At 59.8% G+C, this 20,633-nt stretch carries 16 protein-coding genes and 1 pseudogene; 9 read left to right on the top strand and 8 right to left on the bottom strand.

What is annotated here, in order from left to right; genetic code table 11:
• Positions 1 to 11: 11 nt before the first annotated feature.
• Positions 12 to 1,082 carry a fatty acid desaturase gene (locus tag TK42_RS08610; RefSeq protein WP_103734018.1) on the top strand — a complete coding sequence of 357 codons (1,071 nt, stop codon included), beginning with the start codon at positions 12 to 14 and terminating at the stop codon, positions 1,080 to 1,082.
• Here TK42_RS08610 and TK42_RS08605 read toward each other — a convergent pair.
• Both TK42_RS08605 and TK42_RS08600 read right to left on the bottom strand, forming a co-directional pair.
• Positions 1,069 to 1,884 carry an ABC transporter ATP-binding protein gene (locus TK42_RS08605; protein ID WP_103734017.1) on the bottom strand — a complete coding sequence of 272 codons (816 nt, stop codon included), beginning with the start codon at positions 1,882 to 1,884 and terminating at the stop codon, positions 1,069 to 1,071. The two genes, TK42_RS08610 and TK42_RS08605, sit on opposite strands and share 14 nt — an antisense overlap.
• Complete coding sequence (locus TK42_RS08600; RefSeq protein ID WP_103734016.1) at positions 1,881 to 3,479, bottom strand: ABC transporter permease; 1,599 nt, start codon at positions 3,477 to 3,479, stop codon at positions 1,881 to 1,883. Before TK42_RS08600 ends, TK42_RS08605 begins: the two co-directional genes overlap by 4 nt.
• A 287-nt stretch (positions 3,480 to 3,766) precedes the next feature.
• On the opposite strand from TK42_RS08600, the gene TK42_RS08595 reads away from it, so the two are divergent.
• Positions 3,767 to 4,768, top strand: coding sequence for an ABC transporter substrate-binding protein (locus TK42_RS08595; protein ID WP_103734015.1), 1,002 nt, complete (start codon positions 3,767 to 3,769; stop codon positions 4,766 to 4,768).
• Positions 4,769 to 4,871: 103 nt separating this feature from the next.
• Here the strand turns inward: TK42_RS08595 and TK42_RS08590 are convergent, their stop codons facing one another.
• Positions 4,872 to 5,792 (bottom strand): LysR family transcriptional regulator, encoded by a 921-nt coding sequence (locus TK42_RS08590; protein ID WP_103734014.1) that lies wholly within the window; start codon positions 5,790 to 5,792, stop codon positions 4,872 to 4,874.
• Positions 5,793 to 5,974: 182 nt separating this feature from the next.
• Here TK42_RS08590 and TK42_RS08585 point away from each other — a divergent pair, with 182 nt between their 5' ends.
• Entirely contained in the window at positions 5,975 to 6,880 is a 906-nt protein-coding gene (locus tag TK42_RS08585) for a TauD/TfdA family dioxygenase (protein ID WP_103734013.1), read from the top strand.
• 122 nt (positions 6,881 to 7,002) lie between these two features.
• Here the strand turns inward: TK42_RS08585 and TK42_RS08580 are convergent, their stop codons facing one another.
• The 3 genes and pseudogenes from TK42_RS08580 to TK42_RS08570 all read right to left on the bottom strand — a co-directional run bounded on the left by TK42_RS08580 (position 7,003) and on the right by TK42_RS08570 (position 10,079).
• Complete coding sequence (locus TK42_RS08580; RefSeq protein WP_103734012.1) at positions 7,003 to 8,610, bottom strand: alkaline phosphatase family protein; 1,608 nt, start codon at positions 8,608 to 8,610, stop codon at positions 7,003 to 7,005.
• Positions 8,611 to 8,784: 174 nt separating this feature from the next.
• Positions 8,785 to 9,123, bottom strand: a pseudogene (locus tag TK42_RS08575) (HIT family protein); the annotation flags it as partial.
• An 11-nt stretch (positions 9,124 to 9,134) separates the two neighbouring features.
• Positions 9,135 to 10,079 (bottom strand): LysR family transcriptional regulator, encoded by a 945-nt coding sequence (locus TK42_RS08570; RefSeq protein ID WP_032878447.1) that lies wholly within the window; start codon positions 10,077 to 10,079, stop codon positions 9,135 to 9,137.
• Positions 10,080 to 10,234: 155 nt separating this feature from the next.
• On the opposite strand from TK42_RS08570, the gene TK42_RS08565 reads away from it, so the two are divergent.
• The gene (locus TK42_RS08565) at positions 10,235 to 12,550 is read left to right on the top strand and encodes a TonB-dependent receptor (protein WP_103734011.1); all 2,316 of its coding nucleotides are present in this window, start codon (positions 10,235 to 10,237) and stop codon (positions 12,548 to 12,550) included.
• On the opposite strand, the gene TK42_RS08560 is transcribed toward TK42_RS08565, so the two are convergent.
• Positions 12,521 to 13,708: a CynX/NimT family MFS transporter gene (locus tag TK42_RS08560; protein WP_103734010.1), complete on the bottom strand. Its 1,188-nt coding sequence runs from the start codon at positions 13,706 to 13,708 to the stop codon at positions 12,521 to 12,523. The genes TK42_RS08565 and TK42_RS08560 overlap by 30 nt on opposite strands.
• Positions 13,695 to 14,156, bottom strand: coding sequence for a nucleoside deaminase (locus TK42_RS08555; RefSeq protein WP_103734009.1), 462 nt, complete (start codon positions 14,154 to 14,156; stop codon positions 13,695 to 13,697). The genes TK42_RS08560 and TK42_RS08555 overlap by 14 nt, the downstream gene beginning before the upstream one ends.
• Before the next feature lie 94 nt (positions 14,157 to 14,250).
• Between TK42_RS08555 and TK42_RS08550 the strand changes: the two genes are divergently transcribed.
• From TK42_RS08550 to TK42_RS08530, 5 genes are all read left to right on the top strand, one after another.
• Entirely contained in the window at positions 14,251 to 15,114 is an 864-nt protein-coding gene (locus tag TK42_RS08550) for a LysR family transcriptional regulator (RefSeq protein WP_103734008.1), read from the top strand.
• A 234-nt stretch (positions 15,115 to 15,348) separates the two neighbouring features.
• Positions 15,349 to 16,152 carry an energy transducer TonB gene (locus TK42_RS08545; protein ID WP_103734007.1) on the top strand — a complete coding sequence of 268 codons (804 nt, stop codon included), beginning with the start codon at positions 15,349 to 15,351 and terminating at the stop codon, positions 16,150 to 16,152.
• 49 nt (positions 16,153 to 16,201) lie between these two features.
• Complete coding sequence (locus TK42_RS08540; protein WP_103734064.1) at positions 16,202 to 16,924, top strand: MotA/TolQ/ExbB proton channel family protein; 723 nt, start codon at positions 16,202 to 16,204, stop codon at positions 16,922 to 16,924.
• 1 nt (position 16,925) lies between these two features.
• Complete coding sequence (locus TK42_RS08535) at positions 16,926 to 17,327, top strand: biopolymer transporter ExbD (protein WP_034125467.1); 402 nt, start codon at positions 16,926 to 16,928, stop codon at positions 17,325 to 17,327.
• A gap of 187 nt (positions 17,328 to 17,514) precedes the next feature.
• Positions 17,515 to 20,412, top strand: coding sequence for a glycosyltransferase family 32 protein (locus tag TK42_RS08530; RefSeq protein ID WP_146097869.1), 2,898 nt, complete (start codon positions 17,515 to 17,517; stop codon positions 20,410 to 20,412).
• Positions 20,413 to 20,633 lie beyond the last annotated feature (221 nt).

Raw genomic sequence — 20,633 nt, 5'->3', positions numbered from 1 at the left:
AGGATGGAAGCATGGACGGTACTTCTGCAAGTCCCCAACAGATGAACGCACAACAACGTTCAGCGCATATCCGTGAGGTGGTGCTGGCCGAGGGCGCCCGATTGCGCCAGCGCCATCCCTGGCTGCTGCATCAGGACGCCCTGGGCGTGGGCATCCTGGCGTTTGCCTTGTTGGGCATGCTCGGCTCGGCGGCGCTCTATATCAGCGGTCACCTGGCCTGGTGGGCGTGCCTGCTGCTCAATGCGTTATTTGCTTCACTGACCCACGAGTTGGAGCACGACCTGATCCACAGCATGTACTTTCGCAAGCAGCGCCTGCCCCACAACCTGATGATGGGCCTGGTATGGCTGGCACGGCCAAGCACGATCAACCCGTGGATACGCCGGCATTTGCACCTCAACCATCACAAGGTCTCCGGCACGGAGACCGATATGGAAGAGCGCGCCATTACCAACGGCGAGCCCTGGGGACTTGCGCGCTTGCTGATGGTGGGCGACAACATGATGTCGGCCTTGATCCGAATGCTGCGGGCCAAGACCTGGGCACACAAGCTCAGCATCCTCAAGCGCGTGGTGCTGGTGTATGCCCCGCTGGCACTGCTGCATTGGGGCGCTTGGTACGTCTTCCTGGGCTTTCATGCCGCCAACGGCATTGCCAGCCTGTTGGGCGCGCCGATCATGTGGTCGGCCGGCACCTTGCAGATGATGCAGGTGATCGACATCGCTGCAGTGGTGATCATCGGCCCCAACGTATTGCGTACGTTCTGCCTGCACTTTGTCAGCTCCAACATGCACTACTACGGCGATGTGGAACTGGGCAACGTGATCCAGCAGACCCAGGTATTGAACCCCTGGTGGCTGTGGCCGTTGCAGGCGTTCTGCTTCAACTTCGGCAGCACCCATGGCATCCATCACTTTGTGGTGAAGGAGCCGTTCTACATTCGCCAGATGACCGTCAAGGTGGCGCATAAGGTCATGGCCGAGATGGGTGTGCGCTTCAATGATTTCGGCACCTTCGCCCGGGCCAATCGGTTTGAGCGCCAGGAGCAGCCGGGCGTCAAACTCGCTTTCAGCAAGCAATGAACGCCAGGGGCAAATCGCGGATCTGTTCGCGCACCGGCGGCTGGTAGTGGTCGTCACTGATCAGTTCATGCAGCAATTGTTCGCGCAGTTGGTGGAATTCAAAGCTGCTGCGCTGGCGCGGATGGGGCAGGGTGATGTCCACCACCTGCTTGATGCGCCCCGGCCGGGGCTCCATCACCACCACGCGGTCGGCGAGGAAAATCGCCTCTTCCACATCATGGGTGACCAGTACCGTGGTGATCCTGGCGCGGGCGCGAATTGCCAGGAGTTCGTCCTGCATCTGCTGGCGAGTCAGTGCATCCAGGGCGCCGAACGGTTCGTCCAGCAACAGGATGCGCGGGCTGGCCACCAGGCCACGAGCGATCGCCACCCGTTGCGCCATGCCGCCGGAAAGTTGATGCGGGTAGGCGCGAGTGAAGTCGGTGAGGCCCACCAGCTCGATAAAGTCACGGATGCGCCGGTTGCGCTCGGCCTCGTTCAGCGGCTCGTTGACCAGGCCCAGGCCGATGTTCTGCGCCACGGTCAGCCAGGGAAACAGGCGGTGCTCCTGGAACACGATACCGCGCTCGCCACCGATACCGCTGACGGCCTTGCCATCAACCTGGATCTCGCCGCGATATTGCGTGTCGAGCCCCACCAGCAGACGCAGCAGGGTGGACTTGCCGCAACCGCTGGCGCCGACAATCGCGACAAACTCCCCTTCGGCAATCTGCAGGTTGAATTCGCGGATGGCTTCCAGTTCGAAGCCGTCGACATCGAAGCTTTTGCCCACATGGTTGAAGCTGACAATCGGTGCGTTCATGCGTGTCTCCAGCGGGTGGCACGGGTTTCGATGCGTTGGCCGATCAGGTTGAGGGCGGCGCCGGTGAGGCCGACCAGGAGCATGCCGCTCATGATCAGGTCCATGCGCAGCAACTGTTGGGCGCCGATCATCAGGCTGCCGATGCCGCCGTCCGAGGGCATGAAATATTCCGCGCCGATGGTGCCCATCCAGGCGTAGATCAGGCTCAGGCGCAGGCCGGCGAAAATCCCCGCCGCGGCCCCCGGCAGTACCAGGCGACGCAGACGTTGCCACAGGCTCAGGCGCAGCACTTGCGCGGCTTCGCGCAGTTGCGGCGACAGGTTGAGCACGCTGCGCTGAGTGGCGATGAATAACGGGAAGAACGCGGCGAGGGCGATAAACACCCACTTGGCCAGCTCACCCAGGCCGAACCAGGCAGTGAGCAGCGGCACCCAGGCGAAAATCGCGATCTGGCGCAGCGCGGCCAGGGTCGGGCCGAGTACCCGCTCACTGCGCCGCGACAGCCCCAGCCACAAGCCCACGGCAAAGCCCAGGCTGCCGCCGAGCAGCAAGCCACCCACGGCCCGGCCGAGGCTTTTGCCCAGCGCCGTGGTCAGGCTGCCATCCAGCACACCCGCCACGGTGGTTTGCAGCACCGCTTGGGGGCTGACCAGAATGTTCGGGTCGACCCAACCCTGTTGCGTTGCCACTTGCCACAACGCCAGCAATAGCAGCGGCAACAGCCACGGTTGCAAGCGTTGCCAGCCTTCATAGCGTGGCCCGCGGCGGATCTGCGCTGTAGCCGGATGGGGCCAGTACACCCACTTGCGATCCAGCCAACCGATGCCGCGGTCCATCACTACGCCCAGCACACCGATGACCACGATGCACACAAAGACAATATCGAGCATGAACAACTGGCGCGCCCACACCATCAGGTAGCCGATGCCTTCGCTGGAGGCCAGCAACTCCACGGCCAGCAACGACGTCCAGCCCGCCGCCAGGGCCAGGCGTACCCCGGCCATGAACGTCGGTAGCGCAGCGGGCAGGATCAGGCGGCGGATCAGCAAGTGGGTGGGCAGGCGCAACACGCGGGCGGCTTCGCGCAGGTTGGGTTGGGCGTCGCGCACGCCCACCAGGGTGTGCAGAGTTACGGGCACCACAATGGCCTTGACCAGCACCACCAGTTTCAAGGTTTCGCCAATGCCGAAAAACACCATGAACAGCGGAATCCACGCCAAGGTCGGTACCTGCGACAGCGCGCTGAACGTGGGGAATACCAAACGCTCGGCGCGGGCGCTGAAACCCAGGATTGCGCCGAGTATCGCGCCCACGCCGATACCGGCCAGCAGGCCCCAGAACAGGCGCTGCAAGCTGATCGCAAGATGGCTCCATAACTCGCCACCGGCCAACTCCACTGCGCTGCTCCACACCAGGGTGGGGGCGGGCAGAATCTGTTCGCTCATCCAGTGATTGCGACTGGCCAACCACCATAGGGCAAACAACGTGAACGGCAGCAGCCACGGCAACAGGCGCTGGCCCAGCTGCGGCCAACGCGGCACTCTGCCGTTGGACGGGGCCGCCAGAGGTAGGCTCAAAAGTGAAATCCGGGCCATGGAAGGCCTCCGTGTTGCCAAATGCATTATGTGATTTCGATCTTATAAAAACGTAATCAAGATGATTGCGAGATAAGAGAAATCATTTAAAGCCTCAGCTCTCCACGCATCCAATGCATTCGAAGAATATTTTCGATGCTGTTCATGCATACCGCTCTGGAGCCTGTGTATTCGGTCGCATAGTCCAAAAAGCTATTAAATTGTGAACTTATAGTATTTAAAGTTTTGTTCGTGCTGTGTGTATTTTTTGCTCCCCAGGCGACCGTCGCCCACCAGGAGCTGCGCTTATGAAACTGCCCTTCAAACGTCTGATCAGTCTGTTGGCCGGTACCGCCCTGGCCGGGCTGGTACATGCCGCGGACCTCAAGGAAATTCGCATCGCCGTGCCCGACCTCAGTGCCGGCAGCCAGCACAGTGGCGGCGGCATCACCGACGTTTTGCGTGAACAGCAAATCTATGAAAAAGCCTTTGCTGACCAAGGCATCAAGATCCAGTGGAATTACTTCAAGGGCGCAGGCCCTGTGATCAATGAAGCCTTCGCCAATGGCCAGGTGGACCTTGCCTATCTGGGTGACCTGGCGGCGATCATCGGCCGCTCCAATGGCCTGGATACTCGCCTGCTCAGCGCCACCGCGCGTGGTGTGAAGCACTACCTAGGCGTGGTGCCGGGCTCTGACATCAAGACGCTGCAAGACCTCAAGGGCAAGCGCGTGGCGGTGTTCCGCGGCACGGCCAGCCAGTTGTCGTTCGACAGTGCATTGGCCAGCCAGGGCTTGAGTGAAAAGGACCTGAAGGTCATCAACCTGGACTTCAATGCCGCCAGCGCTGCGCTGGCCGCCAAGCAGATTGACGCAACCTGGGGCGGTTCCACTCTCACGGCGTTGCAGGCCAAAGGCTTGGCAGAAATACCGCTGACTACGAAGGACCTGGGCGATGCCGGCAGCATCCAGGCCGTGCTGGTGGGCAGCGCCAAGTTTGTCGACGAACACCCAGATGCTGTGGCCAAGCTGCTCAAGGCCCAGCAGCAAGCAGTGCAGTGGTTGACCGATGACAACAATAAGCAGGCTTACATCGCGCTGGTGTCGGGGTTGGCCAGTTACCCGCCGGTGATCCTGACCAATGATTTGAAAGACCAGAAACTCAGTGAGATTTTCCCCTCGACCCTGGACCCGGTGTTCCTGGGCAAATTGCAGGATGCGGTGGATTTGGCCTCGAAGGAGAAGCTGATTCGCAAGTCGTTTCAGGTGAGCGATTGGGTGGCGCCGGGTTTGGTGGCGGCGGGGCTCTGAGCTTGTCGGTGCCTGGGCTATCGCTATCGCAGGCAAGCCAGCTCCCACACTTGAATGTGTTCACCGCTCAATGTGGGAGCTGGCTTGCCCGCGATGAGGCCCTTCAAACCGCCACACTTACCTGCTGACTATCCACCTCCACCAACATCTCGATCATCGCCTTCGCCGCTGGCGACAACCGCGACCCCGTGCGGCTGACGATCCCGCAGCGTGCGCTCAGGGTATCCATGTGCTGCGGCAGGTTGCGCCAATGCAGCAGCACCAGCGAACCGCTGGCCACATCCTCGGCGAACGCTTCCTCGGTGCCGACGCCGATGGCGTTGGATTGCAGCACAATCTTCACCAGCGCCGGGAAGTGCTCGGTCTGGATGCTCGGGGAAAAATCCATGCGCCCACTCAGGTTCGCCAGCAGTTTGCGAATACCCTGGGAGATCAGCGGCGCGGCCAGCGGATAGTCGAACATATCGTTGGTCGACAGGCTGTCCTTGGCCAGCAACGGGTGCCCGGGGCGGCAGAAAAAGACGCCGCGCTTGGGTGTCAGTGCGCGGGTCTGGAAATTCGGATCGGCCTCGAACTGACGGATGTCGGCGATAAAGAATTCGATCTCTTCACGGCTCAGGCTGCGGCTGAGGGTTTCCCAGTTGTCCACCTGGAAGCTGGTGCGGATTTTCGGGTGGGCGTTGATAAATCGCGCCACCGCATCCGGCACCAACTTCACCGCTGGCGCGGGGCCGCAGCCGAAGCGCAGGTCGCCGGCGTCGAGCTTGGTCATGCGCGTCACTTCACTGCTCAGCAGCGCTGCGCCGTGCACCAGGCTCAGGGCGTGCTGCAACACCACCTGGCCTTCCGGCGTAGGGCGCAGGTCCTTGTGGCCGCGGTCTACCAGCACGCAACCAAACTCCTGTTCCAGCCCTTGGATGCTGCGGCTGAACGCTGGTTGGGTGATGCCCATGGCGTCCGCCGCACGCACGAAACTGCGGTGTTCGTTGAGGGCGATGAAGTAGCGCAGTTGGCGAAGATCCATATGCTTTCCCGGCATTTTAAAAATAGGTCGAAGGCATTTGCGACCGAGCAAGCTGAGGTTTTAAATGCAAGCTCTTATTCCGTCAACGAAGCATTGATTCATTTGCTAGATCTAAAATGCATATGGATAGAGCGTTGCTGGAAAGCATCTCCACCATCAGCAGGCACATGAGGGTCATCACAATGAGCAACGCCGCATTAGCTGTTCAACCCATCGCCCACGCGCTCGACATCCACCCGGTGGCCGGTCGTATCGGCGCCGAGATCCGTGGCATCAAACTGTCTGGTGACCTGAATGCCGCCACCGTCGAGGCCATCCAGCAGGCACTGGTGCAGTACAAAGTGATCTTCTTCCGCGAGCAAACCCATCTTGATGACCAGAGCCAGGAAGCCTTCGCCCACCTTCTTGGTGAGCCGATTGCACACCCTACGGTGCCGGTGCGCGACGGTACGCGCTTTCTGATGGAGTTGGATGGCACCCGTGGACAGCGCGCCAACTCCTGGCACACCGACGTGACTTTCGTCGATGCCTACCCAAAGGCCTCGATCCTGCGTTCGGTGCTGGCGCCAGCGTCCGGCGGCGACACCGTCTGGGCCAACACAGCTGCCGCCTACAACGACCTCAGCGTCGAGCTGCGCGCATTGGCTGACCATCTATGGGCGGTGCACAGCAACGAATACGACTACGCCGCACGCAAGCCGGATGTGGCGGTGGAGAAGCTCGAGGAATACCGCAAGGTCTTCACTTCCACGGTGTACGAAACCGAACACCCGGTGGTGCGTGTGCACCCGGTCAGCGGTGAGAAAACCCTGCTGCTGGGGCACTTCGTCAAGCGCCTGAAAGGCTATTCCCAGGCGGAGTCGGCGCAACTGTTCAACCTGCTGCAAGGCCACGTCACCCGCCTGGAAAACACCGTGCGCTGGCGCTGGAATACCGGTGACGTGGCGATCTGGGATAACCGTGCCACCCAGCATTACGCGGTGGACGACTATGGCACCCAAGAGCGCATCGTGCGCCGGGTCACGCTCAAGGGTGATGTGCCGGTGGGTGTGCAGGGGCAGCGCAGCCAGACCACCAAAGGTCTCTAAACCAGTTGGAGATCAAAATGTGGGAGGGGGCTTGCTCCCGATAGCAGTGGGCCAGTCAAAAATGCTGTGACTGACACTCCGCTATCGGGAGCAAGCCCCCTCCCACATTGGATTTGTGGCGTTTACCAGACCCCAATTTGCACCACTTTTTCCGCCTCCGGCTCACCATAGCGAAACCATTGCCCGCGCACTTCGATCTCGGTGTGGCTGATGGTGGTACGCCGCTTCAACCCACGCAGCCATTCGAACAGATAACCCAAGTGAGTCTCGCGCACCTGGGCATAGGCGGGATCGCTGCCCAGGTCGTGGATTTCCTGCGGGTCGTTTTCCAGGTCGAACAGCTGCGGGCGAAAGCCGTCATAGGCCAGGTACTTCCAGCGTTCGCTGCGCACCATGGTCATGCGGCAACGGTCGATGGGCTGCGCCAGGCGTTCCCGGGCCGGGGCCTGGAAGGCGTAGTCGTATTCGGCAATGGCGTAGTGGCGCCAGGTGGGTTGCTCGCCGTGCAGCAGTGGGATCAGCGAGCGGCCTTCGAGGCGATGGTCGGCGGCGGGCAGGCCCAGAGCGTCGAGGAAGGTGGGCAGGGCGTCGATGGTTTCTACCAGGCGTGCGTCCACGGTGCCACGGCTGATATCGGCACTGGCTCGCGGGTCGCGCACGATCAAGGGAACACCCACCGCAGGCTCCAGCAAAAACTCTTTTTCACCGAGGTAATGATCGCCGAGGAAGTCACCATGGTCGCTGGTAAACACGATCAGCGTGTCGTCCCAGCGGCCAGTGCTTTGCATGAAATCAAACAGCCGCCCGAGTTGATCGTCGATCTGTTTGATCAGGCCCATGTACGTGGGAATCACCGTCAGGCGCACTGCGTCGCGGGAGAAATTCACGCTCTCCTGGTGTTGACGGAATGCCTGGTACACCGGGTGATCGCTGGTTTGCCCAGGTTGAATGGGCGCCTGGATATGCTCGGCACCGTACAGCGCGTGATACGGCGCCGGCGCGATGTAGGGCCAGTGCGGCTTGATATACGACAGGTGCAGGCACCATGGCTGTTCTGCTTGTTCGCTGATGAAGTCGATGGCGCGGTCGGTGGTGTAGACGGTTTCCGAATGTTCCTCGGCCACCCGTGCAGGTTTGCCGGCATTGCGCATGTGCCAGCCGCTGAGGATCTCACCGTCTTCGCCTTGGGCGGCATTGGCCCATTCATGCCAGGGGTTGCGACCACCGTAGCCCTGTTCGCGCAGGTAACGGGTGTAGGGCGCGGACTCGCGTTTGTCGTCGAACAGCGGGCTGTCGGGGTAGATGCCGTCGTGGCGCAGGTACGCATCAAAGCCCACCTCATTGAGCGGCTCGGCCTGGGCGCTGTCGGGGTCGATATGCAGGCGTTGTAACGCCTCCACGTTCGGCGTGGCGTGGGTCTTGCCCACCAGCGCGGTGCGGATGCCGTGGGGGCGCAGGTAGTCGCCAATCGTCAGTTCTTCCAGCGGCAGCGGTACGGCGTTCCACGCCACCTGATGGCTGCTGACGTAACGCCCGGTATAGGCCGACATGCGCGACGGCCCGCAGATGGTGCCTTGTGTATAGGCCCGACTGAAACGCACACCGGCAGCGGCCAGGCGGTCGATATTCGGCGTGTGCAGATGGGCATGGCCGTAGCACGACAGATAGTCGCGACGCAGTTGGTCGCACATGATGTAGAGCACGTTGCGCACGGGTTTTGGTTCAGACATGGAGGTTTACCGGACGAAGGACAGAAGCGTTTTTTTCGCCGTTCAAGGGGCGCTCTGGCAAGTGCATTTGAGGTCTGGATTTTATGCAGGGAATGCATGGGTGTGCCTGCGATGGCGGCTAGCCAGCCGACACTCATCTACCTGACGCCCCACGATCAGCCTGTGGGAGCGGGCTTACTCGGCGAAGGACCTGATGTGAGCAGCCAGCTCTGCCAGCTCTTTATCGTCTTCCCCGGTCCCGTGCATCGGGAATAATTTGGCGTGCAGATGATCGACGCCGTAACCCTCCAGAATCATGCCGGTTCTAGCCACACCTTTTAGCGCTTCGTCCAAAAGCTGCGCCGTCTTCTTGGCTGCGATGACCAAGTCACACAGCGCGGTGTCCGGTTCGGCAAACGCGTAGCTGCCGTGATGGGTTTTGGGGATAACGACACTGAACCCCGGCGTGTTGGGAAATATGGAGAGAAAGGCTATGTGGGTCTGGTCTTCCCATAGGAGGTGGCGGGCCTCCGTTCACCACTGACTCAGACCGCAATATTTTCCAACGCATAAGCATCCTCGTCCCTCTCATCAATCTCCTTGATCTGCTCAATCATCGCCTCCGCCAACGGCGACAATCGATACCCCGCACGGCTGACAATCCCGTAGCGGGTGTAACGCTCCTCCAGGTTTTCATCCAGGCCATCGATCTTCAAACACACCAGCTCGCCCCGCGCCATATGCAGCACATCGCTGTTGGCGCTGACGATGCCGATGGCATCCGAGCGCAGCACCACGCCCATCAGGCTATAGCCGTTTTCGCACTCCACATTGGGTTGGTAATCGGGCCGGCCGCTGAGGTCGGCGATGACCTTGCGCAGGTTCGGCGGGCGAATGGTGACCGCCAGCGGATAACTCATCAGTTCATCGGCGCGGATGCTTTCGCGGCCGGCCAGGGGGTGGCCGGCGCGGCAGCAGAAATACCAGCGACGGGCGCGCAGGCGGTGGGTGTGGTAGTCGGGGTTGGCTTCGAAGTGGCGAGTGTCGGCGACGAAGAATTCGAACTCTTCGCTGAGCAGGCGTTTGCCCAGGCTTTGCCAGTCATCCACCTGGAACTGCACGCGGGCCTTGGGGTAGCGCCCGATAAAACTGCCGATGGCGCGCGGGATCAACCCACCTGCCGGGGCCGGGCCGCAGCCGAAGCGCAGCTCGCCGGCTTCCAGGCCGTTGAACTGGCTGATCTCGTTGGCCAATTGCTGGGCGCCGCTGACCAGGCGCCGGGCATGTTCGAGCAGTACCTGACCTTGCTTGGTGGGCGCCAGGTCCTTGCGGCCACGGTCTACCAGCTGGCAGCCGGCGCTGTGTTCAAGGGCCTGGATGCTGCGACTGAACGCCGACTGCGACAGGTTCACGGCCAAGGCTGCCGCGACAAAACTGCGTTGCTCGGCGAGGGCGATGAAGTGGCGAAGCTGGCGCAGATCGATATGCATTTTTCACATCAAAAATATCCGGGAAATGCATTGGCTATGCATTAGGTCGACTCCTTATAAAGGCTATCTCTTATGCAGTAAATGTTCGTAAAAACATAAATAAATAACCTTTAGGAATATCTGGCGACGGATATCTCGGGGTTCTGGAGCCGCTTATGAGTCTGTTCAAGTCCTTGCCGCTGGCGATGCTGGTGGCCGGCAGCAGCAGTTGGTCGCCTTCCCAGGCCGCTGAAACACCCGCGCCTGCCGGCAAGGGCGAAAGCGCCAGTGGCCAACTGGAAACCGTCACCGTGACCGCCCGGCGGCGTACCGAAAGTGCCCAGGCCGTGCCGACGCCCATGAGCGTGGTCGGTGGGCAGGCGCTGGAAACCCAGCGGGTTTACCGCATCCAGGATTTGCAGCAACTGGTGCCGAGCGTCAACGTCGCCTACATGCACGCGCGCCAGTCCAGCGTGTCGATTCGCGGCCTGGGCAACAACCCGGCCAGCGATGGCCTGGAAGGCAGCGTGGGGTTGTACATCGACAACGTCTATCTCGGGCGCCCGGGCATGGCGGTGTTCGACCTGATGGACATCGAGCAGCTTGAAGTACTGCGTGGCCCGCAAGGGACGTTGTTCGGCAAGAACACCACCGCCGGGGTCATCAACATCAGCACCCGCGCACCGAGCTTTACCCCGGAGCGCAGCATCGAAACCTCTCTGGGCGAGGACGGTTATTTCCAGACCAAGGGCACGATCTCGGGCCCACTCACCGAGGACCTGGCAGGACGTTTCTCGGCCTATCGCACCCGCAGCGACGGCGACATCAAGAACGAGCACGACGGCCATGAGCTTAACGGCGGTTCGCGCCAGGGCTTTCGCGGGCAACTGTTGTACAAGCCCAACGAGGCGTTCAACCTGCGCTGGATCGGTGATTACAACGAAGAAGATTCCAGCGCCGGCACCCGCGTGTTGTACAGCACCGGGCCGACCATCAATGGCACCAACCTGTATCAATCCCGGGCCAACGCAGCGGGGGCGACCCTGGTGGATGGCACCCATCGCAAGGTCAACCTGGACAACGACCAGCATGTCACCGTGTTCCAGGGTGGTACCTCGCTGGAGGCCAACTGGACGCTGCCAAACGACTTCACCCTGACGTCGGTGAGTGCCTATCGCTGGTGGAATTTCACCCCACGCAATGATGACGGCCTCAACGTACCGGCGTCGTATAACGCCGGGGTTTCGGTGGAAGATAAGCAGTGGTCCCAGGAGTTTCGCCTGGCATCGCCTACCGGCGACTTCTTCGATTACGTGCTCGGTGCCTATTACTTCGGCTCCGACCTGGACAACAAATCCTTCGCCTATTACGGCCCCAAGGCCGATATCTGGAACGGCACGCCGAACGGCGCTTTGAGCAATGTGAGCAGCGTCGGCAACGGGCATATCCGCACCGACAGTTTTGCCCTGTTCGCCCAAGGCACCTGGCACCTCACCGAGCGCCTGGATTTCACCGCCGGCCTGCGCGGCACCTACGAAGAAAAGAGCGCCTGGGTCACGCGCAATGCGCCGCTGGGCGGTGCTGCGGTGAGCGGTGCGGGGGCCACTGCACGGCGGGGGCGCACCGGGGCGTATGACTCGGGCGACCTGACGCAGTACAGCGCCACCCCTTCGGGGCTGCTCAACCTCAGTTATCACTTCAATGACAACCTGCTGGGCTACGCGACGCTGTCCCATGGCGAGAAGTCTGGTGGGGTCAACCTGGCGGTAGGGTCTGCGCCCACGGCCGGGGCCGACTCGTTACTGATCGGCACCGAGCGCGCCAACAACGCCGAGTTGGGTTTCAAGAGCACGTTGTGGGACCGCCGCCTGCAACTCAACGCCAACCTGTTCTGGACCCAGGTCGACGGCTACCAGACCAACGCCTACGACCAGGACAACCGTGTGCAGTACCTGACCAACGCCGGTTCCGTGCGTTCGCGGGGCGTGGAAGTGGAAAGCACTCTGGTGCCGATCAAGGGCCTGACCCTGAATATCAACGGCTCGTTCAACGACGTGAGCTACCTGTCGTACAAAGATGCGCCGTGCCCACCCGAAACCAGCTTGCGCCCTGGTGCTCCGGCGTCCTGCGACCTCACCGGCCATCAAGTGGTGGGCGCGTCCAAATGGATCGCCAACGCCAACGGCGAGTACAAGTGGAACCTGGCCAACGGTTTCGAACCCTATGTCACCGCCAGCTATGCGTTCCGTTCCAAGGCGGTAGGCACGGTGGAAGACTCCGACTATGGACAGATCCCGGCCTATGCGGTGGTCAACCTGTCCACCGGCCTGCGCGGTGACTATGAGCAGGGGCAGTGGGACGTGTCGCTGTGGCTGAAAAACGCCTTCGACAAAACCTACTACACCACCCTGTGGACCGGCGGTAACGGCGGTTACGAGGGCCTGTTGGGCACGCCGCGCACCCTAGGCGTGACTGGGCGCTACGACTTCTAGGTCAGTGCGATAGGTGGCCGGGCTGAACACCCGCGTCACCAGCAGCATCGCCACCACGGTCACCGTCAGCACCATCCAGGCGCTGACGAAGTTGCCGGTGAGTTCGCGCAGCGCGCCGGTCAGCCACGGCGAAAGTGCATTGATCAGAAAGCCTACGCCTTGCACGAATGCCGCCAGCTGCCCGGCTTGGCGTGGGTCGCGGTGGTGGTCGAGGGTCAGCAGCAGGCTCAGGGCGAAACATGCGCCCAGGCCGAAGCCGATCAGCGCTACCCACAGGTGTGGGAATTGCTGTGGCGCCATCAGCAGGCCGAGGTAGCCGACCGTTTGCGCCAGCAGGCTGATGCTCAGCAACGGGCGCCGATCAATCCCACGTTGCGCCAGCACCGGCATCAACAGTGCGGCGATCACCTGGAAGATGGTCATGAACGCCAGCAACGAACCGCTGGGCAACACGCCCCAGCCCAGTTGCTGATAGTAGGCGGGCAGCCACGCGACCATGCTCATGTAGCCACAATTGACCAGGCCGAAATACAGCGCCAGCAGCCAGGCGCGCCGGTTGCGCAACCCTTTGAACGCAGGTGCCTGTTGTGGGTTTCGCGCGGCACCCAGTGGCAGCCAGGCCCATAGCAGCAATGCCCCCAGCGCCGGCAACAACCACACCCCCAGGCCCGCCTGCCATTGCTGGAAATGCATGGCCATCACAGGGCTAAGCAGCGCCGCCAGCCCACCACCGGCCATCAGCGAGGCCGAATACACGCCCATCGCCACCGGCACGCGGTGATGAAATTCGCGCTTGATCATCGCCGGCACCAGCGCCTGGATCAGCGCCACGCCCGCGCCGCCGAGCAGTGCGGTAACCAACAGCGCCGAAGCCTGGCCCATCAACCAGCGCGCCAGGCACGCCAGTAGAATCATTAACAAGCCCAGGGCGATGCCGCGACGCTCGCCCAAGCGGGCTTCCACCCGTACGCCCACCAATGCCACCAACCCCATGCAGATCACCGGCAGGCTGGTGAGCAAGGCGCTGCTCTGGAAGCTCAGCCCGGTGGCCTGGCGAATCTCGCCGAGCAACGGGCTGATGGAGCTGAGGATGGGGCGCAGGTTCAGGCCGAGCACCGCCAGCAGGCCCCAGCCGGCAAGGGATTTATTCAGGGTCATGCAGAGCTTTCCACTGGTGATACAGCGCAGTCATTGCGCTGTCGGACAGGTGCTGGATGGGCAGGCGTTGCGCACCGATGGGCAAGCCGACCTGTTGGCTAATGGCTGCGGTCGACAGGCCGAACGGCTCGGCCATTTCGTTGCTGGCGGCAAACACCACCCGTTCTACACCGCACAGGTACATGGCGCTCAGGCACATCGGGCAAGGCTGGCCGCTGGCGTAGATCACGCAGCCGTCCAGGCGTGCACCCAGCAGCCGGCTCGCTGCGCGGATCGCCAGCAGCTCGGCGTGGGCGGTGGGGTCCTGGGTCAGGTGGATCTCATTCACGGCTTCCACCAGCACTTCACCGTTGCGCGTCAGCACCGCGCCGAAGGGTCGGCCGCCTTGGGCAACGTTGGCGCGGGCCAAGGCGATAGCGCGTTGCAGGTGTGGTTGATCGTTGGTCATACAAGCCCCCCCGGGCGCGATGAAAGGTGAAGTATGGTCAGCCACCGGGGTATGCTGAAATTAAATATAAACATGCCAATCAGTGGCAAACGCAATGGTGATGACGTTGTTCGATCCCGTGTTGTTGCGCAGTTTTGTCGCCGTGGTGGACTGCGGCAATTTCACCCGCGCCGCCGAGCGCCTGCATTTGACCCAGTCCACTGTCAGCCAGCAGATCCGCCGGCTGGAAGACGCAGTGGCTTGTCAGTTACTGGACCGCGACCAGCGCCGCGTGGTGGCTACCGCCGAGGGTGAGCGTCTGCTCGCGTATGCGCGCCGCATTCTCGCACTGCACGAAGAAGCCGCCGACGTGCTGATCAACCAGCAGAGCGACGGTGTGTTGCGCCTTGGCGTGCCGGAGGACTTTGCCGCCGAGCGCCTGATGCCGCTGCTTTCAGCGTTTGTCGTGGCCTATCCACGGGTGCGGCTGGAAGTCACCAGCGGTCTGGGCCCTGAATTGCAGCGCCAGTACCGGAGTGGAGAGTTCGATGTGCTGCTGGTCAAGCAGATGGGCGACAGCGACGACTGTGTGGCGTCGTGGCCGGAGCCCTTGTATTGGGTCGACAGCCTGAGCACTCCGGCGCTGGGTCGCGACCCGCTGCCGCTGGTGGCTTTCCCGGTGGGCGGCTTGTACCGCAACGACATGCTTCACCATCTTGAGCGGGCCGGCTGGCGTTGGCGCATCGGCTACTCCAGTGCCAGCCTGGCCAGCGTGTGTTCAGCGGTGGCGGCAGGCTTGGGCATCAGCCTGTTGCCGGAGCGGGTGTTGCAACCGGGCCATCGCATACTCGGCCCAGAGAGTGGCCTGCCGCCTGTCCATGGTGTGCGATTGGCCCTGTATGGCCGCAGTGGTTTGGGCGCAGCGGGCCAGAGTTTGCTGGGAGAATTGCTGGCGTTGTGCAGTGGAAATCCGCACTGAGCCATACCTTTGCTGAATATTTTGTATGCCTTTAAAGCATTGAAAAACAAGAGTTTGGCGCCAGGCCCCGAGCCACGTGGCTTTGACGTCAGCGGCTGTTTCATTTATGCATTTTTGTTCTATATATAACTTTAAAGATTACTTTAAGAGATAAGTGTCTGGCCCCGATGATTCAGCCCTCGACGGGGCTGCACGCTGGCCCGTCGGTTTTTCAAAACCGTAGGGAGTGAATCAATGGGCAATGTCCAGACCGCCGCCAGTGCACCCGAGGCGCAATGGCGCCAGGCACCGAGTGGTGAGTTGGTCGACCTTGGCCGGCCGCATCGCGCGCCGTTGGGGCAATTGCGCCTGCAGAAGACCCCGAAGCGTTTTTCCAGCCGCCGCGAAGGGATTTTGCTCGGGTTGCTGGTGTTGGCGCTGCACGGCGCAGTGATCTATTGGGTGAGCCAGAAACCCACGCCGGTGCTGCCGATTGTGCCGCCGGAAATTCCGCCGATGACCATCGAATTTTCCCAGCCGGCGCCGCCGGTGGTTGAAACGCCACCACCTGTACCGCCACCACCGCCGCCCCCTGTAGTCGAGCCACCGCCGCCGGTGGTGGATGAGTTGGCGGCCAAGCCGGCGCCGCCCAAACCTATTGTGAAACCCAAGCCCAAGCCCGCGCCGAAACCTGAGCCCAAGCCGGCCCCCAAACCCGTCGAGCAGCCGCCTGCGCCACCGACGCCAGCCCCACCTGCTCCGCCCGCGCCCGCGCCGGTGACGCCGGCTTCGGCCAACGCCGCGTACCTGAAAAACCCGGCACCGGAGTATCCGTCACTGGCTCAGCGTCGCGGTTGGGAAGGCACGGTGTTGTTAAGGGTGCATGTGCTGGCCAGCGGTAAACCTGGCGAGATTCAGGTGCAGAAAAGCAGCGGGCGCCAGCAGCTCGATGACGCCGCACTGGCCGCCGTAAAGCGCTGGAGCTTCGTACCGGCCAAGCAGGGGGATGTGGCCCAGGACGGCTGGGTCAGCGTACCGATCGACTTCAAGATTCATTAATTATTCGGCCGCGGTGTGCACACGCCGCGACCTGCACAAGAGGGAAAACATCATGGCATTAGCGTCTCCACTTGAATCCATCGAAAGCGCGGTGATCTGGCTGCTGGTGATCTTTTCGGTCGCCACCTGGGGCCTGGCCTTGCTCAAGGGCGTGCAGTTCGGTCGCCTCAAGGCCCAGGATCGCAAGTTTCACAAACAGTTCTGGGCGGCATCGAGCCTCGATTCAGCCGCCGAACTCGCCGAAACCCAGCCCGGCGCCGCCGCGCGTGTGGCCCAGGCCGGCTATGCCGCAATCCAGGTGGGCGATACCCCTCACGCTGCGGATCTAAGCCAGGCGATCAATCATCAGGACCGCCTCGAACGCGCCCTGCGCCAGCAAATCGTGCGCGAGCGCCGCTCCCTGGAGACCGGCCTGGCTGTGGTCGCCAGTATCGGCAGCACCTCGCCGTTCATCGGCCTGTTTGGCACCGTGTGGGGCATCATGGAAGCGCTGAAGGGGATCAGCGCCGCCGGGTCCGCCAGCCTGGAAACCGTGGCGGGGCCGATTGGTGCGGCGTTGGTCGCGACCGGTGTGGGGATCGCCGTCGCGGTGCCTGCGGTGCTTGTCTACAACTATTTCCTGCGCCGCCTGAAGCTGACAGCGGCAGACCTGGATGACTTTGCCCACGACTTCTACAGCCTGGCGCAGAAGAACTCATTCCGCGTGCTGTTGCACCCGACACTGACCAAAGCCAGCGCCGCCAGCCCGCAAAAAGTGAAGGAGGCGTCCTGACATGGCCTTCTCCACGCAAGACAGTGATGAGGTGCTGAGCGAGATCAACGTCACGCCGCTGGTGGATGTGATGCTGGTGCTGCTGGTGGTGTTTATCGTCACCGCTCCGCTGTTGACCAACTCGATCCCGATCAACCTGCCCAAGACCCAGGCCGTGGCGCCTGTCGAGCAGAAAGACCCGCTGGTGGTGAGCATCGACGGCGCGGGCAAACTGTTTATCAACAAGGACGAAATCCAGCCGGACCTGCTGGAATTCAACCTGCAGGCGGCCAAGGCCAAGGACCCCGATGTGCGGGTGCAATTGCAGGCTGACGATGGAGTGAACTACGGCGAAGTGGCACGCGCCATGGCGTCGATTGAACGTGCGGGGATTACCAAATTGTCGGTGATTACCGCACGTTAGTTTCATCCGCCGCGACACGTTTTTTAGGCCGTTTCCTTGGCAGGGTGCGGCCTTTTTTTATTCTGTGGTTACAGTGTTTATAGAGGAAAAGAATTTTCACGTATTTGAATATTTCTGGGCGTGCAATTCACAACAGTATGATTACTCTAGTCGGCGCATGGAGAAATTTAACTAATGGAGAAGTTGCATGAACGTACGCTTTCCTATTCATTCGGTAAGTGCATTTGTTAGCCCACAATTAACTCCCCCTCAGCTCGAAGAAACCCCCCCTGCAAGGATTTATTCGCGGCCTGATAGGCCGGGTGTGCAGCATCCGCTTCCCAAAAAATCATTAAGTCGCGCTGATTATCGAGAGAGTAAAGCGCCAAAGGCCGGGGCGCCGGTGTTGAAACCAAACCCTGAAATAGATGCTTATATCAGCACACACTCTTTTGACTACATTTCTCCCGAGAAAGAAATTTCGACGATACTCTCGGCGAAAATAAAACAACATTGGGGCGTCGACGTTGATCCTGATAAAACGTATCTGGTTACATTTAAAGATAATGGTAAAGATGATAAAGATGTTGTGGAAAAAATAACGCTGACACAAGCGGCGTTGAAAAATAGACAAGATGTAACGATTGAGGATAATGAGGGCTGGTTTGTAAAGATTGCCAAGTATTTTTCGCCGGCAGTTTATATTTACAATAAAGTTGACGGTTGGGTGCAGGAAGCACACAGTCGACAAGCTATTTACCGAGAGCCGAGTTCCCCAGGTTCTGCGCTGTATAGTGCAGACACTCAAGTGTCCATTCCTGTTGAAGACTTCAAAGCTTTGGTCTGGGATACAGACCGAACCAAACTTTACAAGAACACCCTTGACGGGTTTTGGGACAAGCACAGTAGTTCCTATGCTTCATTGAGTAAAATATCCTTTGTTAAAGCGATCAACCTACAGCGCTTGGAAGGCTCGCTTGGCCCAGTCGAGGCGGCACTCGCCCAGAGGGCGTTGGGGCCTGTTGCGCAAAAGCACTGGTCCGAGCTGACGGTTCAGGACTTTTCAGCACCTGCCGTCAAGGATCCGAACCTGGATATCGGGTTGCTGAGCATCAATGGCCTGCAGTCAACCGACTTGATGTGTGTGACCGATCGCAAAACCCAGCTGACCTTGCTTTACATCCCTGGTAACTCCTCGCCGATACATCGTTTCGATAACCCACAGCAAATGAATATCTGGCTGGCCAAGCAAGCCACTGATCCTGTGAAACTTGAATCACTGCTGACGCATTTTTCCCTCAAGGACCAAGCCCAAAAGCTGTTGGCAGACGGTGTGCGTCAATCCTTGGACGGGATGGCACATTGGTCCAATGCGCAAGTATCTGGCAACGGCTTCCTTGCAAGGATCAACGGCTGGGTGCCCGATCGCTTTATCTCGGTTGAGCCTTTGCGCAGCGATCCTTTTGAAGCGGTCAAGGTCCGGCAAAAGGCGCGGTCTTATTCGGATGCAGAAAACGCGATCGTCAGCGATGGTGACTACACCAAGAACAAAGTCTTGCAAGGTGTGGAAGAGGCCACAAAGGTTGCCATGTTCATGACGCCTCTGGCATTGGTCATGCCGGAAGTAGCGATAGGCTTGGATGTTTTTTTCATGGCAGCCGGAGCCGCTCAAACAGGTATCGGTATTGATGATGCCGTCAAAGGAAAGGCCACTGGTTCTGACCGGATTGTATTTGGAGTACTGAACGCGATACCGCCCTTGGTCACCCATGCGGGGGCGCCGCTGGCGAAAGCGATGACAGAGAGAATGGCCAACGGGGGCGTTACAGCAGGGGTTGACGCCGCAGCCCAGGCGCCCACTCAAGTGGCTGAACAGGAGCGTCCATTCTTCAATCCCCCACGACGAGTCAATGGGCATATCGGCTACCCAATGGGGCCTACTACGCCTCCCGTTATCCTCGATGAGTTCACGGTCCCCATGGACGACGTGCAGCGAATGTTTTCTCAGGACTACATGGTTTTTGTCGGGCAGTACGGTACTAAAGTCACTTATGACGTTGAGGCACGCCTCTGGCGTGGGCTCAACGAAGATGGTCAAGTGAATGATATATTCTATTGGCGTAATGGCCGAGGAAGATGGTTAGGTGGTACTAAAACCGAAGCGATCGAAGGGAATAAGAACGTACCTCCATCAATTATAAATAAAACGCTTAAGTTACCACGGTTGCCGTCGCTGCCGTCCGGTACGACAGAAGTGCCCAAAGTCATTCATTATTTTTGGGCTGGCAATGAAATGCCGGAGCATTTAATCCAAAACATTATTGAGAACGCCAGGAAAAGCCCGGGTTACAAGTCTGTCGTTCACGTGGATGCAAACAGCGGGAGTGCGTTTCAGAAAATAAAATCTGCTCTGGATCACAAAGTGGGTGGGCTGGAGGTGCATGATCTGAAAGAAGATGAAGCTTTTCGAGAGCTAACGGCAAGTAAATATGGAGAGATGTATCAGTATTTTAGATCAGGTCAAGGGCAAAATTTAGCGGCTTCATCGGATGTGATGCGCGTTGCACTGATAAAGAAGCACGGTGGAATATACCTGGATACGGATGACACGCTGACCTTCAACGTGGGGGATGTCACGCTGAAAGCCACACCAAGTGATCTATTGATGAACTCGCCCATTACTTATGAGGGAGCGGATTTCAATGGTTTCAATACAAGTAATTTCGCAAGCCATGCAGACAATCCATTATTTGACAAGATTCTGGAGGAGTCATATCAGCGGTTCAAAGCCAACGAGTCGTGGTTTAACAATAATCGTCCGTTTTTAAGAGAAGGTTCGACAGACATAGAACGGCAAGCCTATAAAGAGTACGAGACGAAAATCTTCGAGGTTACCGGACCGAGAATGTTTGGTGATGTAGTGGCGCAAGAGGAATATGGTTTTTTCCCGTTTGTTGATGACATGACTGAACTTTTGAATGCGCGTCTTCTTTTGCCCGAATATTTCGGAAAAAAGTACATGGAAGTACGCGATTTCTATATGCCCATGAATCGTAAGTTTGGGGTCGATATCGGCTCGGAGCACTCTATGCATCATTCTCGTTGAGTCGGTATAGCGGTAGCGGTCGTTGAGCATTGGGTTATCCAACTCAACATTACCGGCCCCCCGATGCCATGGCGTCGGGGGGCACAATGGTTGGGTTTCCAGGAATGTTGAAGGGAGTCGGATTCGAATAAATGATGTGATGAGCTTTTGGTTATTAATAAATTCCTTTTTATTCCTTATTTGATTGTTGGGGCGCCCCTATACTGGTCAGCAACGTTAAA

This window comes from Pseudomonas sp. GZJR-8, assembly GCF_002916705.1.
In the GTDB taxonomy this organism is placed as follows: Bacteria; Pseudomonadota; Gammaproteobacteria; order Pseudomonadales; family Pseudomonadaceae; genus Aquipseudomonas; species Aquipseudomonas synxantha_A.
The sequence above is the reverse complement of the archived record's forward strand: the minus strand, read 5'-3'. Positions and strand labels throughout refer to the sequence as shown.

Bases quoted from the DNA above. Each gene is read 5' to 3' on its own strand.
- TK42_RS08610 (WP_103734018.1), top strand. From the start codon at position 12: ATGGACGGTACTTCTGCAAGTCCCCAACAGATGAACGCACAACAACGT.
- TK42_RS08605 (WP_103734017.1), bottom strand. From the start codon at position 1,884: ATGAACGCACCGATTGTCAGCTTCAACCATGTGGGCAAAAGCTTCGAT.
- TK42_RS08600 (WP_103734016.1), bottom strand. From the start codon at position 3,479: ATGGCCCGGATTTCACTTTTGAGCCTACCTCTGGCGGCCCCGTCCAAC.
- TK42_RS08595 (WP_103734015.1), top strand. From the start codon at position 3,767: ATGAAACTGCCCTTCAAACGTCTGATCAGTCTGTTGGCCGGTACCGCC.
- TK42_RS08590 (WP_103734014.1), bottom strand. From the start codon at position 5,792: ATGGATCTTCGCCAACTGCGCTACTTCATCGCCCTCAACGAACACCGC.
- TK42_RS08585 (WP_103734013.1), top strand. From the start codon at position 5,975: ATGAGCAACGCCGCATTAGCTGTTCAACCCATCGCCCACGCGCTCGAC.
- TK42_RS08580 (WP_103734012.1), bottom strand. From the start codon at position 8,610: ATGTCTGAACCAAAACCCGTGCGCAACGTGCTCTACATCATGTGCGAC.
- TK42_RS08570 (WP_032878447.1), bottom strand. From the start codon at position 10,079: ATGCATATCGATCTGCGCCAGCTTCGCCACTTCATCGCCCTCGCCGAG.
- TK42_RS08565 (WP_103734011.1), top strand. From the start codon at position 10,235: ATGAGTCTGTTCAAGTCCTTGCCGCTGGCGATGCTGGTGGCCGGCAGC.
- TK42_RS08560 (WP_103734010.1), bottom strand. From the start codon at position 13,708: ATGACCCTGAATAAATCCCTTGCCGGCTGGGGCCTGCTGGCGGTGCTC.
- TK42_RS08555 (WP_103734009.1), bottom strand. From the start codon at position 14,156: ATGACCAACGATCAACCACACCTGCAACGCGCTATCGCCTTGGCCCGC.
- TK42_RS08550 (WP_103734008.1), top strand. From the start codon at position 14,251: ATGGTGATGACGTTGTTCGATCCCGTGTTGTTGCGCAGTTTTGTCGCC.
- TK42_RS08545 (WP_103734007.1), top strand. From the start codon at position 15,349: ATGGGCAATGTCCAGACCGCCGCCAGTGCACCCGAGGCGCAATGGCGC.
- TK42_RS08535 (WP_034125467.1), top strand. From the start codon at position 16,926: ATGGCCTTCTCCACGCAAGACAGTGATGAGGTGCTGAGCGAGATCAAC.
- TK42_RS08530 (WP_146097869.1), top strand. From the start codon at position 17,515: ATGAACGTACGCTTTCCTATTCATTCGGTAAGTGCATTTGTTAGCCCA.